Below are 14,663 nucleotides of genomic sequence, written 5' to 3' on the forward strand. Positions count from 1 at the left end.
TACGATTGATAAGCACAATTGCCTTTTTAAGTGATAAATCAAAGTACTTAGCTTAACTCAAATTGCTTAACGCGAATTTAGCTTAGTTACACTATTAACGGGCTGGTTGCTTACTTATGAACTTGTGCCACTTTAAGTAAAACGTCCTCATGTAACCTAACTTTAAAATTAGGGTTTACGTAATTAAACTGCACTAGCCCTTGTTCATCAATCACGTAAATAGCGGGTACAGGTAATACTAATCGAGGGTCACCAGCTTTATTACGTTTTAGCGGGTTGGTTAGATTAAGGCGCTTAACATAACGTTTAGTCGTTTTGGCGTCGGTAAAAAATGCAATACCAAAGGCTTTGCTAATCTCACTGTTGTAGTCAGACAATAAATCGTATTGCAGTGACATGGTTTCGACGCTTTTGTTGAGGTCTTTAGGCGCATCTGTGGAAATGCCAACCAGTTTAAAGCCTAGTTGTTTTAGTTTTGGCTCTATCTTTTTGAGTTGCCCCATTTGGGTATTACAAAACGGGCACCAGCCTCCGCGATAGAAAAATAAAATGGCTTTGTCGCCATTTAGATACTCTTTTAACGATGTGGTTTTACCGTTTATTTGAGTAACCTCAACATCTGGAATGGTCTGTCCATTCAATAAAGGGGTAACCTCATCACTCGATTCAGCGATTGGCTTTGCGCTAAGTAAAAACGGAACAATTAGCACAAGGCATAGTAAAAAACGTTTCATATTTGGGGTCCTAGTAATTACGTTACTTACTTGACCCGACGAGTACTTATTAAATTTCATAAGCTTGTAAAAAGATCAAAAAAGGCGCTACGTTAGCACCTTTTTTAGTGTGATAAATTAAACTAGCTCCTGAAGCATCTCTTCGCTGTATGGGGTAAGTTCTTCTCCATTTTTTACTCGTTCAACGTAATTTGGGTTGGCAATAAATGGACGACCAATGGCAAGCAAATCAAAACGCCCTTGATTAATTGCCAACTCACCCGATTGAGAACTAAAACCGCCGTTACCCACTAATGTATGCGGATAATTTTCGCGCACATAGTCAGATACACGGCCCCCGAGATAGTCAAAGAGTTGCTCATCATCAAAAATACCAATGTGTAAATAAGCAAGTTCGCGCTCTGAAAGTGCATCAAGCAAGTAGTCAAATACTGCGCGGTCGTCAGCATGGGGTTCAAGGTTAAAATAAGCGCCTGGAGAAATACGAAGCGCAGTACGTTTAGCGCCAATTCGCTCGGAAATAGCGTCTACCACAAGTAGAGCAAAGCGTGACATGTTTTCTGGCGAACCACCAAATTCATCATTACGATGATTGCTGTTGTAATGTAAAAATTGGTCGATTAAATAACCATTTGCTCCGTGAATTTCAACACCATCGAAACCTGCATCAATGGCATTGCTTGCCGCTTGCGCATAGTCTTTTACTAATTGCTCAATTTGCGCCACTGTAACAGGGGTCGGCTCAATATATTCAAGTTCACGCATACGTGGCACTGTGCCTTCAACTTTTAATGCACTTGGCGCTAGTACATTGTCGCCATTAAAAAAGTGAGGATGAGCAACACGACCTGTGTGCCAAAGTTGTGCAAAAATTTTGCCGCCGTTGTTATGTACTGCCTTTGTAACGCGTTGCCAACCTTGGATTTGTTCCGCGGTAAATAATCCCGGCGTATTTGGGTAACCTTGGCCGTCAGCGCGAATGATCGTCGCTTCTGAAATAATCAGGCCCGCCTGTGCGCGCTTTGCGTAATATGTTGCCATTTGCTCAGTTGGCACGAGGTTTTCGTCTGCCATGCAGCGTGTTAGTGGCGCCATTAAAATTCGGTTTTGTAATGTGATTTCAGCGTTTAACGCAACTTCATCAAAAAGTGATTTAGCCATGTTTTTATGTCTCGTTAATTTGAATGCTTATTCAAGTTAGCTTTATTTGAATGTTCATTCAAGTACTTTTTTGAACAAATATTCAAATTAAGTTATATTGGCGCAATATTGATTAAGAGGTCCGCTATGAGAAGTGCTGAATTTGATCGCGAAACGGTGTTGCGATCTGCGATGAACGCGTTTATGCATAAGGGATACAACAAAACCAGCATGCAAGACCTAAAGGCCGCAACGGGTTTGCATCCAGGTTCAATTTATTGCGCTTTTGAAAATAAAAAAGGGTTATTGCTTGCCGCAATTGGTCAGTATAACCAAGACAGTACGGCATTTTTTGACGCCTTCTTTGAAAAGGCGCCATCGCCATTAGCAGGTTTAAATGCGTATCTTAACCATATTGTAGAGCAATGTTTAAGTTGCGAACCTGAAGCGTCGTGTTTATTACAAAAAGCACTCAATGAATTGGCGGAGCAAGATTCCGACGTGCAAACACTGGTGACAGAGCAACTTCATCGTTGGCAAGCAGGGTTAGAAGCAATCATTGAGAAAGGTATTATCGCGGGTGAAATTGTTGGTCAGCGTGATGCAAAGTGTAGGGCACGTTCTTTGGTGATGAGTATTTATGGCTTGCGCACGTATGGTTATACACACCCAGAGCCAGATGAGCTAAAAGCATTAGCAAAACAGGTGATTAAAGACATATCTGTTTAGTTAGTTTCGTTTAATAATAGGCTTATATAGTGAGATTAAACTAGCTAGAAATCAAAAAACGGCGCTTAATTAGTGCGGCGGTGGGTTCTATTGAAAGGTGCTTGTTTAAATTAATTTTTCATAGTGCGAGATGGTGAGACAGTCTATAAACCAGATAGAGCTCAGCTAAAGCAAACAATTTAATGTGTTTAGGCATTACGGCTAATATGGATTGATAGGTTGGATTTTACCAAGTGAATATAAAAAACAGGCACAAAAAAAGCGAGTTAAAAACTCGCTTTTTTCTTGTAGTGACTAATTAAAGTACTACAACGTTCGCAGCTTGAAGACCTTTTTGACCGTCTTCTACTTCGAAAGAAACCGCTTGACCTTCAGCAAGAGTTTTGAAACCTTCTGACTGGATTGCACGGAAATGTACGAATACGTCTTTGCCGCCGTCGTTTTGTGAAATAAAGCCAAAACCTTTTGACTCGTCAAACCATTTTACAACGCCATCTACTTTGTTAGACATGTTTTTAACCTTTTTTAAAAGTGTATATATTTTGGTGAATATCACCGTCGGGCTTAATTTATATTTCAGCTAATATCGCATCTAGCATCTGGTACAACTTTTAAAAAGGAGTAACGAAGGAACAACGCAGTAATAGGGATTGATCTATGTTTTAAGCGACTTGAATCTTAGTCCTTTAGGGGTGTTTTGTCCAGTAAAATCGGCATTTAATAGGTCGGATTAGTTAATAAAGGCGCTATTTTGCTACGATTTACACAAGTGTTACGCATAAATTACACACCTTAATAGCATGACTTGGGTGAAACACTGACATATTTTAATGAACATGTTTTAATTACGTGCGTCTCTAAGATATGCTTTTGGGTTATATCTCATCGCATATGTTAGGCGTAATGAAACGCAAGTATAAAGTAGCGCCGTATAACGCATAATAACAAATTTTGGAGCTTAGCTATGTCGTGCCCACATCATAACTTTCGTGAATTAGAAAAAGACATTCACACCGACTTTAAAGACGATATGTCATATGGTGATTACCTTCAGTTGTCGCAAATCCTCACCGCACAAAAGCCACTATCAAATCAGCATGATGAAATGCTGTTTATTGTCATTCATCAATCGAGTGAACTTTGGTTAAAGCTGGCTGGCCATGAATTAAGCGCTGCAATAGACAACTTAAACAACGGTGATTTTGGTCATGCGTTTAAAGTTATTTCTCGCGTAAAACAAATTTTTAATCAGTTAACCCAATCGTGGAATATTTTATCAACATTAACACCGGTTGATTATTTAAAGTTTCGCGATGCCCTTGGTCATTCATCAGGTTTTCAATCGTATGGTTACCGCAAGCTTGAGTTTTTGCTTGGAAACAAAAACCAAAGCTTATTGAAAGTACATGAGAGTGATGCGCAAGTGCACACTGAATTGTCTACTATTCTTAATGCGCCGAGCTTATACGATGTCACTTTATCCATTCTTGCTAAGCAAGGGTTAGCAATTGATGACGGTCATTTGCAACGTGATAAAAGTCAACCGTATGAAAAAAATGAGTCAGTATTAAATGCATGGCTTGAAGTTTATAAAGACGCCGACAAATATTTTGAGCTTTACGAGCTTGCTGAGAAATTAGTGGATATTGAAGACAGTTTCCAACAATGGCGCTTTAAACATATGTACACAGTACAGCGTATAATCGGGAACAAGTCGGGTACAGGTGGATCATCAGGCGTGGCGTTTTTGAAAAAAGCGCTGGATATTAGCTTTTTCCCAGAGTTATTTGAACTTAGAACCAAGCTTTAATAGGAGTAAAGCCAATGACAACCGCACACCAGTTACAAGGGTTTTATTCTGAGTTTGATGTGACCAATCGTATTCTTTTGTCAGGTCACTCGCACCAAGCGTGGCCAAATGCGGCAAAACAAGGGTTAATTGATTGTTTTAACGATGCGGCAAAGCATATTGACGATAAATGGGGCGCAGCATTTGAAAAGGCCGATCGAGTTCGTGATTTTTATCGTACTTTACTCGGTGAGCCACAAGGTGAAATTGCGCTAGGTCAGTCTACCCATGAACTAATTTTACGCTTTTTGTCTGACTTAAGCTGTTTTAAACATAAAAAACAAACACCGATAAAAATCGTCACCACCAATGGTGAATTTCATTCAATGCGCCGCCAGTTGGATCGCTTAAAAGATATCAATATTGAGGTTAAGGTAATCGACACTGAACCGCAAGATACATTGGCAGAGCGTTTAATCAACGCATTAGATAAAGACACTGATGCAGTATTAGTTTCAGCAGTGTTTTTTGCATCCAGTCGTATTTTCCGCCAAGTTGGCGACGTTGCTGTTGCTGCAAACGCGTTAAACATACCGTGTTTAGTAGATGTGTATCATGCGCTTAATGTCATTCCATTTAGTTTAGCGAGTTGGCAACTTGAAACTGCATTTATTGTTGGCGGTGGATATAAGTATTGCCAAGCAGGTGAAGGGAACTGCTTTATGCGCATTCCAAAAGGGTATAATGGTAGCCCAATTATTACCGGTTGGTTTGCTGAATTTGAAAGCCTTGATCAAGCACCTGGACAAGTCGGGTATGGCAAAGGGCAAGGTGCATTTGCCGGTTCTACATATGACCCAACAAGTCATTACCGCGCCGCGGCTGTATTTGATTTTTTTAGTGAGCAAGGCTTAAGTGCAGAACGACTTGCTGACATTAATAAACAGCAAATAACACACCTTTGGCAAGGCATTGAAAGTATGGCGCTAACCCCAGACGTACTGACTTTGCCAGAGCATGGCATTGATAATAATGCAGGATTTTTGTCAGTGACGACACCTGAGGCTGCAACTTGGGTGAAAAAGCTAGCGGAGCAGGGAATTCAAACTGATAGCCGCGGTAACCAATTACGCCTAGGGCCAGCGCCTTATGTAACAAATGAACAGCTCGATACTGCACTTGATGTCATATCAAACATTGCAAAATCTATCGTCTAAACGCGTTTCACGTCATTGGCATTACACACCTTGTTTATGAAAAAGGCGTGTAATGCGCGGAACTTAGGTTCATTAGTATGATTTTCGATTTAAGCGATACCGCTAAATCCTCATGCTTCTATTAGTAACGTAGAAGCTAGCGAATGATTCTAAGACTTCTTCCGATAATTTAAGCCAAAATACCTTATTAGACTAATAGCTATAGGCTACTGTTGTTAGCCTGATTTAAATTAAAATTAATCTAAGTGGTTGATTTAAAGTTACTAAATTTAAATCATGGCAATAACTGATTAAATTTAAAGCGAAAAAATGCCATTTTCCAAATAGCTACTCGACTTATGGCTAACTTTCATTAGGCAACGACTCCGTTATGGTGTTTTCATAATAAAAATCTCATCTGTAGTAGGAGATGCAATGACAACACCAACAGACAGCAATCGCGATACGCATACCGCAAGTTATGAATCGCTTCACAAACCCAGTTCTGAGTTCAAAACGCGTGATGAATTCTTAGAGCATGAATTACAAATTATGCAGCCTAAACGCTGGCGCCCTAATTTACCGTTTCGTGATTATCGTTTTGAATTAGAAGATACCATTCCAGCAATGGCAGGCACCATAGGCAAAGTGGTTATGGTAGGCGCAATTGCAGCGACCTTTGCTGGCCCATTAGGGTTAAGTGATAGTTTTATACTTGAAAACGTGCGCTACGAGTTATTACTGGTCTCACTATTTATTTTACTGTTTTCTGGCTTTTTACTGCCTACTGCAAACCTTGCAGGTACTCATGGACCGCTTATTCCGCTAATCCCAATTGTGGTAGCAGCCGGCGGTCACCCAATGGCGTTTGGTTTGTTAATTGGCGCATTTGGTTTGCTGCTTGCGATAAGTAAAGGCGGCAGTGTGCTTGCGGGCTTAACCAGTCGGGGCGTATGCGGGGGCTTGTTGCTTTACCTTGGCTTTATTGGCACAACGTCGCAGGTTAAAAAGCTATTTGCCTGGGCTGAAAGTATAAATATGGCGCATATTGCGTTTGTTATCATTTTCACCACAATTTTACTTTATGCACTACTTGAGCACTTTAAGAAACGCTGGCTTGCGGTGCCGCTAAGTTGTTTACTCGGTGGTGGCCTTGCCTTTATGTTAGGCGCGCCGTTTGAATTTAAAACAGGTCCAGGTTTACCAAATATGGATCCTATGTATTGGTGGGGAGAAAGCACCGGTTGGATGTTAGGCTTACCCACTTTAGAGAGCTTTATTGTAGTGCTACCGTTTGCTGTGCTTGCTGTAGCTATGTGGTCTCCTGATTTCTTGGGTCACCAAGTGTTTCAAAAAATTAGTTACCCAGAGCGCACTGAAAAAGTACAAATGAATATTGATGACACAATGTTAAGCGCATCGGCACGACAAACATTCGGTTCAATTATGGGGGGGGCAAACTTTACATCGTCTTGGGGCACATATATTGTACCTGCGGCTATCGCTAAGCGTCCCATTCCAGCAGGTGCGGTGTTAACCGCGCTATTTTGTATTATCGCCGGTATTTGGGGCTACCCAATGGACCTTGCAATTTGGCAACCTGTGCTGTGTGTTGCACTCATTGTGGGTGTGTTTATTCCATTACTAGAAGCGGGTATGGAAATGACCCGCGAAGGTAAAACCACACAATCAGCAGCCATTGTTGTGTTCTCATCTGCGTTGGTTAACCCCGCATTTGGTTGGTCTTTAACCATGTTATTGGATAATTTGGGCCTAATTGGCTGTAAAGAGCGCTCTAAAGAATTAACGTCGATGAACCGCTGGATTATTCCACTTATTATGTTTGTTGTGCTTACGGGCGTGATGGCATTAGTAGGCTTGCTACCGGGTCTTCCGGCAATTATGCCGAGCTTTCGATAGTTGAAAAGGTTATTTCGCCAAACGTAACTGGTTTGGCGTTTTTCCCGTTAAACGTTTTAGCAGGCGACGAAAATTGGTTAAATCATTGATTGCCAGTTTTTCGCAGATGGTTTGATTTGATGCAGTAGTTTGCATTAAGTGAAACAAGGTCACGTTTTTAAGGATCTGATCTTTCTCGTACTTAAAGTTGGTATTGTGAGCCTGTAATTTGCGCTTTAGTGTTGCTGGGCTCATTGATAAGTGGGCTGCGGCAGTGTCTAACGTTGTATTTGGTTTACAGGCAATGTGCTGCGCTAGAACGGTAAGTAGGCTGTTTAATTTTTGTTTTTTTGTCAGCTTATAAAATGCTTGTCGCCTTAAAATAGTGCTGCTGTCTTTAGCGGGTAAATCCAATTGTGCGCTGTTTATCGATATCAACAGCAATGGCTTATCAAATATCACAGTGTGTTTTATAAATGTGTGGTAATACTCAAGATGTTTAGGCGCTCTAAATGGCAATTGTATGGTGATATCAAGTTGTGGAAAACGCCAGTCAATAAAGTGGCACACAATACTTATTAAGGTTTCATAAAAGAAACGTTCAACTCGCTCGCTGCAATGTTTAATTCCCACATCAATAACAAAATGCCGCTGTTGTTCACTTTTAAATTCGCTGAATTTACAAAAAGGAAAAAACTCATTATTAAAGCATTTTAGCAGCTTGAATACGTGTGTTAGATTGCGCGCGTTTACAATTGCGGTTTTTATCTCAGAATTGTAATGATTAAAAAACTGTTGACCAATTTGAAAGCTAAAATCGTTATACGGCAGCACATTAATACTATTGTGACAACAGATCGCTAACTGATCAAAACTAATGTTTATATCGCTTTTTAACAAATCGTAATAAGCCAACTTGCTGCCGTTTAGCACTTTACTGGTATCCACGCCTTGCTGCTGACACAGTTCAAGCAAAGGCAATAATAAAAGTGCACTCGGAATTACCTTATCGCTGCATTCAAAATAGGTCACGTTTGCCAAACTATGCCACCTGCTTTTGTAGCGTTAAGGTGTGATTTAATCGCATCAGCAAAGAGGTCACGTCATCGCCAGCCGTTACCTCAATACTTGACTGATGAATTGCGTTAAAAAGGGTTTTATTGTCAAAGTACAAGACATGTTGCTTAACCATGTTAGCAACATGGGTGTTAATTACTTGGGCTTTATGCTGTTTGGTATTTGGCATCAGTACAATAAATCGGTCTCCTGCGTAACGACAGGCTAAATCGGTATCGCGAATGTTTACTTGAATTAAGCTGGCAATATCATGTAATAGTTTATTGGCAGATAATCGACCTTGTTCGCGCAAATAAAGGTTAAACGATTTGATGTCGAACACACTTACGCAAAATGGTGTGTTATGGGTGTTGAAGTGAACAAGCTCAGCGGAAATTTGTTTTTTCATGTAACTGGCTGAGTACAGCCCCGAAACCATATCGTAAAAACTGTGTTCTCGATAAAAACGCTCGCTTTTGATTAACCGATTATTGATTATTTGTTGCTCTTTATGCCAGTAGTAAAGGGCGAAACTCATCATTACCAGTCCAAGTACTGCGGGAATTGCCTCAAGTCGTGAAAACCAAGCATACTCATTTTTGTAGCGAAAAAATTCATCGAGCAGGTCAAGTAACATTGAAAAATGCACCATGCTGATGCCAATAAATAGCAGCGTTGTTAACTTTCCTTTGGGGCGGGTGTAAAGCGTGACAATTAACCAGCATAACGTAATTACAGCAATACCGCCCTCTCCAATAACATCGAGCCATTTAATACTGGCAACGGGTTTTGCGTTACTCATGTGTATAAACGACATGACCAAGAGTAGTAAGCAGGTGAAAAAGGCAAAGACCAAATGTTTGTGCAGCGTAAGGTTGGTGATTTTCATAATAATTGAACAGGCTTTTTGTTCATTTTCTTGGGTTTTAAGCTATATGAGTAGGGTTAGATTAGCTCATAAAAGGTATCAATTTTATGACAGAAATTGAGTCCTTAAAGGGATAATGGAGTTTTAGCTCGGTGCAAGGGGGTTAATTCAGCTCATAACACAGTAAACCAAGTGATTTTTAAGCCATATCAGTACCTAGTTGATTGTACTGCAATATTTTTTTCATATCTCCCAAGTAGGGTAGCGCTGTCTCAGCATCGAGCGCTAGACAACAGAATCTCTCGGCATAAGCCTTAACCCCTGAAAGAGAATAATAATGGAAAGTAATAAACCGTCAGTTTTTAAGCGTACGCAACTTACTCTTGCTGTACTTGCTAGTTGTTTATCCTGCCAAGTAGCAGCGAATACCGTTTCTGGTCGCGTTAGCGATGCTAATCAAAAAGTGTATTTTGAAGGTGCTAAAGTCGAAATTCAAGAACTCAATAAAAGCGTTGTGACCGCGCGTGATGGGTCGTATTCGTTAACTAACTTGCCTGCGGGTGACTACACGTTAGTCATCTCGTACCTTGGTGCTTTGCCTAAAAAAATCAGTGTAACAATTAATAAAAGTGGCATTGTCGAGAAAAATGTGCGCTTGTCGTCGGCTCAAACAACAATCGAAGACATGATAGTCGTTGGCACGAGAGCGGGACAAGCCGGTGCAATTAACCGCCAGAAAAACGCATTAAGTATAAAATCCATTGTGAGCAGTGACTCAATCGGGCAATTGCCTGACCAAAACGCGGCAGAAGCGTTGCAGCGTTTACCGGGTATGTTTATTCAACGCGACCAAGGAGAAGGACGCTTTGTTGGTATACGTGGTATTGACCCGAATCTAAACAATGTAACGATTAACGGTGCAAATGTACCATCGCCAGAAGCTGGCGTACGAAGCGTTGCAATGGATGTGATCCCAAGCGAATTAGTGCAAAGTTTAGAAGTTAGCAAAACCGTGACGCCCGATATGGACGCAAGCGCAGTAGGTGGTTCGATTGATGTTAAAAGCTTAAGTGCATTTGACCGAGAAGGGCAAAGCTACAGTGCGACTGTACAAGGGTCTTACAATGAGCAAGTAAGTGAGAGCAGCCCAAAAATATCGGCAAGCTTTACTGACGTATATGAATTAGATAACGGCCACGAACTCGGTGTTGCAACTGCGATAAGTTGGTTTGAACGCAAGTTTGGCTCACACAATTCAGAAGTTGATGGTGGCTGGAATGAGATGGAAGTTGAAGGTCAATCAAGTGGTGACGACATTAACTTTTTCGGCGCTGAAGAGATTGAACAACGTCATTATCTAGTAACCCGTGAACGCTTAGGTGCTGCACTTAACTTAGATTATAAAACAACGGGCAACTCTGAATATTATTTGCGTACTTTGTGGAGTGAATTTGCTGATGATGAATTCCGTTTACGCAATGAATATAAGTTTGATAAAGGTACTGTGCTTGAAGATAGCATCAGCGACAGCACAGCGACATTTGTTGACGCAGAAATGGACCGCGATACAAAAGACCGCTATGAGACACAGCAAATTCTGTCTATGGTGTTAGGCGGTAAAAATCACCTAAGCGATTGGTTTGTTGAATACGATTTAGGGTATTCGAAATCAAATGAAAAAGAACCCGATCGCATTGATGCGGACTTTGCCGGCGAAGGCTTCATTTTAGGCTATAACACGACGAATGATGCACCTGATTTAGCTCACTCTCCAAACGCGCATGATTTATCAAACTTTGAGCTTGATGAAATTGTAAGTGAAAACAATGTGTCGGAAGATGAAGCGTTAAGTGTGAAGTTTGATATCAGTAAAGATTTTGTGTGGCAAAACAATAATGCCGAGTTGAAATTTGGTGCAAAATACCAAACACGTGAAAAATTTAACGACGTAAACGTGGTTGTTTTTGATGGCGGCTTTAACGATGCATTAGCGAGTCAATTTGCAGTTGGTGCACCAGATTACGATTTGGGTTCATTTGGACCAGGATTATCGCGCAGCGATATTGCCCAATTTGTTAACGCTAATAAATCAAACTTTGATGTAAACGCCATTGATTCAAAAATTGATAGCTTTGGACAAAGCTATACCAGTGATGAAGACATTCTAGCGGCATATGGCATGATCACGATGGATATCAACGCATGGCATATTGTTGCAGGTGTGCGTTATGAAGACACGTCATTTTCAACCGCAGGTAACCGTGTTGAATTAGTTGCTGATGACATTAATGACAGTGAATTTGTAGCAATTTCACCGTGGCAAGTAGATAAAGATTACAGCCACTTTTTACCTAGTTTAAATGTTAAGTATGACGTAAGCGAAAAGCTTATTACGCGTTTTGCTTACACCAATACCATTGCTCGCCCCACATTTGGCGACAGCGCTGCGTATCAATTAATTGAAACTGAAATTGTTGATGAAGATGGCGAAACAATCACTGAACGTAAGGCAGAGGTGGGTAATCCGGATTTAGACCCGTACGAATCACTTAACCTTGATGCATCGATTGAATATTACCCAGGCAATATTGGTGTAATGTCGGCGGGTTTATTCTACAAAGATATTGATAACTTTATTGTAATGGCAGAAGTGCAAGACAATGGCTCTTGGAATGGCTTTGCAGAAGTAATGCAGCCAATCAATGGTGGCAGCGCGTCACTCACAGGTGTTGAATTAGCGTGGACCAAGAACTTTAAGAATGGTTTGATGTTTTCAGCAAATGGTACCTTTGTTGATGCTGATGATAAGTTACCAAATCAATCTGATACTGTTGCTAATCTCATGTTTGGCTATGAAACCGCTAAAATTAGTGCACGTTTAAGCGCTAGTTACAAAAGCGAAGCGTATCAATATGAGCTAGGAGATAAAGGGGTTTACGAACAAGCTCATACCCAACTTGATTTAAGCACTAAGTACTATATTAACCAACAAACCCAAGTGTACTTTAACGCCGTGAACATTACTGACGAGCCATATTACTTGTCGCATGGTAATGAGCGTTACAGCCTACAATATGAAACATACGGACGTTCGTTCGAACTCGGATTTACTTTTACATCTTTCTAAATGAGGTGCCGCTAGCCAGGCGCTAGCGGCGATTTGTATGAAAAAAATAACTATTTTAACAAGTTTATTATTGGCAACGAGCGCACTGCCAGCGCTTTCCAACGAGCATATCTCGTTTTTAGCATTTGGCGATGGCGGCTACCACCCAGATTATCCAAAACAAAAACACTTAACAAAGCCAAAAACTAAAGCTGAATTTATTGCTGCTGAAAAAAAAGATTGGCTAGAAGAACACCGCCCAATCGAAGAGTTTGGCCACGCGCCAATTTATGTTTATCCGGGCACCGAGATTGCCACTGAGGACACAGGCGCTGCAAGTGTTGGCAAGGCAATGGCAACATTGTGCCAAAGCGTCGCGTGTCAGTTTGGTATTCAGCTGGGTGATAATATTTACCCTGATGGCGCCGATGCGAATGATGGAAAAGACGACCAGAAACGCATGAACGACCTTATTTTAGCGCCGCTAAAACCTTTGTTTGAGCAGCAACCTGAGTTAGTTGTGTACTCTGCATTGGGTAACCATGACTGGAAAACATCGCGTAAAGGGGTTGCATTACAAACAGCTTGGATGGCAAAACAGCCTAATTTCCACATGGATAAACAAGGGTATTATCGTTTTACAAAAGGCTCACCCGGAAATGATGTGGAATTTTTTGTGTTAGACACCAATATGTTGTTATCAGGTCAGCATTACTATGAAATTCCACTAGCAACAGATGGCAGTGAGCAGGGTTTAGCAACGGCACTTGCTAAAGGGCAAGCAGAAGTCGAAGACATTGAAAAACACGAAGTGCCGCTTAATGGTGAAGATCATAAACAGCTAGCCTGGCTGGCTAATGGTTTAAAAACGTCAAAAGCAAAATGGAAAATTGTCTATGGTCACCATATTTTATGGTCAATTGGCGGCACAAAATACGATGAAGGCCATGTATTAAGGCGCTTAATTTTGCCTGAACTATGCCAATATGCGGATGCCTACATTGCAGGGCATGAACATGATTTAGAGTTATTAACGGATGATTGTTCGCGCGTTTCAACTGATAAACAACCACCATTACCGCTTATAATTAGTGGCGCTGCGTCTAAAATGCGTGGTGTGCATCGTGGCCTGGCAAATTATCAAGAGCGTCAATATCAAGAATACGATCTCATTTGGAATAAGGCTTTCACTTGGGGATTTGCCCATATTGAACTCGATAATCAACAAGATGAGTTAAACGTTAACTTTTATACGACACCAACAAATAAAAGTGGTGAGCTAGTAAAAGAGAAAAGCTTTAGTTTTAAACACCGCAGTAAATAACGTGATTTTTGACTAAAAGTTTTTTAAACATTCTTTTTAAACTTAAGTTTTTAAATTAGCTCATATCAAATTTAACGTTTTTGATATGGGCATTCTTTTGAATGACAGGTAGTTCTGAATGAGGAGTAGTTGCTGATATAATTTTGCTCAAACCACAAGTAATAGAGTGTTATGTAGGTAACCCGTTTTTAAACTTAGTGGGTGTACAAATTAGTCCCTGAATTTTAAGTCTCACACCATCTATGAAGCGCTCTGCTCATGTCTGTTACACGACAAAAATGAACCCAAACGTACCCCTAAATCAAACAATTTTTCATCTATTACTTAAATGTGAATACAAACGCTATGATGCAACGCTTCGCAGCTTGAGCAAGTGAAATCATGGGTGACCGATGTAACCAAATCTCGTAGATGAATTTTAAAGCGTAACGGTTTGGTCAAAGTCGGCTTTTCACAGTCTGGGCACTACGAGGAAATAACCTTTGGATTTAATTATGTATCTGGCAGCAATGAGCGAACAACGGTCATTAAAAAAAATATTTTTCAACACTGATTTTATGTCCAGTTGTTATGATTTTCTCCTATATTCAGGAAAACGACCCATTTGGTCGTTTTTATCCTTTTGATTATTTCTAAAATGATTAAAAGTTTATCTGTAGCAACAAGTTAGTTAATGTGGTAGAACTGGTACAATGATAAAAATGACCCGAGGCTCGGTAGAAAAACGACCCAATGGGTCGATATTAAATTGTTCTGATGGAATTGGAAAAGGAAGCTCTAGATATTATAGTGCACACAGTGATTTTTACTGTATATTTAATC

General features: G+C 40.5%; 11 protein-coding genes. 6 read left to right on the plus strand and 5 right to left on the minus strand.

What is annotated here, in order from left to right:
• Positions 1-110: 110 nt before the first annotated feature.
• Positions 111-734, minus strand: a complete 624-nt coding sequence (locus tag AN214_RS07870) for a peroxiredoxin-like family protein (RefSeq protein ID WP_054979218.1) — start codon at positions 732-734, stop codon at positions 111-113.
• Positions 735-851: 117 nt separating this feature from the next.
• Positions 852-1,895, minus strand: coding sequence for an alkene reductase (locus AN214_RS07875; RefSeq protein ID WP_054979219.1), 1,044 nt, complete (start codon positions 1,893-1,895; stop codon positions 852-854).
• Between the two features lie 126 nt (positions 1,896-2,021).
• Between AN214_RS07875 and AN214_RS07880 the strand changes: the two genes are divergently transcribed.
• Positions 2,022-2,603, plus strand: a complete 582-nt coding sequence (locus tag AN214_RS07880; protein WP_054979220.1) for a TetR/AcrR family transcriptional regulator — start codon at positions 2,022-2,024, stop codon at positions 2,601-2,603.
• A gap of 298 nt (positions 2,604-2,901) precedes the next feature.
• Here AN214_RS07880 and AN214_RS07885 read toward each other — a convergent pair whose 3' ends face one another.
• Positions 2,902-3,114 (minus strand): cold-shock protein, encoded by a 213-nt coding sequence (locus tag AN214_RS07885; RefSeq protein ID WP_054979221.1) that lies wholly within the window; start codon positions 3,112-3,114, stop codon positions 2,902-2,904.
• A gap of 453 nt (positions 3,115-3,567) precedes the next feature.
• On the opposite strand from AN214_RS07885, the gene kynA reads away from it, so the two are divergent.
• From kynA to AN214_RS07900, 3 genes are all read left to right on the plus strand, one after another.
• Positions 3,568-4,413 carry a tryptophan 2,3-dioxygenase gene (kynA, locus tag AN214_RS07890; protein ID WP_054979222.1) on the plus strand — a complete coding sequence of 282 codons (846 nt, stop codon included), beginning with the start codon at positions 3,568-3,570 and terminating at the stop codon, positions 4,411-4,413.
• Between the two features lie 14 nt (positions 4,414-4,427).
• The gene (locus AN214_RS07895; protein ID WP_054979223.1) at positions 4,428-5,609 is read left to right on the plus strand and encodes a hypothetical protein; all 1,182 of its coding nucleotides are present in this window, start codon (positions 4,428-4,430) and stop codon (positions 5,607-5,609) included.
• A 414-nt stretch (positions 5,610-6,023) separates the two neighbouring features.
• On the plus strand, positions 6,024-7,508 hold the full coding sequence (locus AN214_RS07900) for a DUF3360 family protein (protein WP_082428528.1): 1,485 nt from the start codon (positions 6,024-6,026) through the stop codon (positions 7,506-7,508).
• Between the two features lie 9 nt (positions 7,509-7,517).
• Here the strand turns inward: AN214_RS07900 and AN214_RS07905 are convergent, their stop codons facing one another.
• Both AN214_RS07905 and AN214_RS07910 read right to left on the minus strand, forming a co-directional pair.
• On the minus strand, positions 7,518-8,519 hold the full coding sequence (locus AN214_RS07905; RefSeq protein WP_235576723.1) for an AraC family transcriptional regulator: 1,002 nt from the start codon (positions 8,517-8,519) through the stop codon (positions 7,518-7,520).
• A gap of 10 nt (positions 8,520-8,529) precedes the next feature.
• Positions 8,530-9,345, minus strand: coding sequence for a diguanylate cyclase domain-containing protein (locus AN214_RS07910; protein ID WP_054979226.1), 816 nt, complete (start codon positions 9,343-9,345; stop codon positions 8,530-8,532).
• Positions 9,346-9,748: 403 nt separating this feature from the next.
• Here AN214_RS07910 and AN214_RS07915 point away from each other — a divergent pair, with 403 nt between their 5' ends.
• Both AN214_RS07915 and AN214_RS07920 read left to right on the plus strand, forming a co-directional pair.
• Positions 9,749-12,538, plus strand: a complete 2,790-nt coding sequence (locus AN214_RS07915; RefSeq protein ID WP_054979227.1) for a TonB-dependent receptor — start codon at positions 9,749-9,751, stop codon at positions 12,536-12,538.
• A gap of 37 nt (positions 12,539-12,575) precedes the next feature.
• Positions 12,576-13,841 (plus strand): metallophosphoesterase, encoded by a 1,266-nt coding sequence (locus AN214_RS07920; protein WP_054979228.1) that lies wholly within the window; start codon positions 12,576-12,578, stop codon positions 13,839-13,841.
• Positions 13,842-14,663: the final 822 nt, after the last annotated feature.

Source organism: Pseudoalteromonas sp. P1-9 (assembly GCF_001399975.1).
Lineage (GTDB): Bacteria > Pseudomonadota > Gammaproteobacteria > Enterobacterales > Alteromonadaceae > Pseudoalteromonas.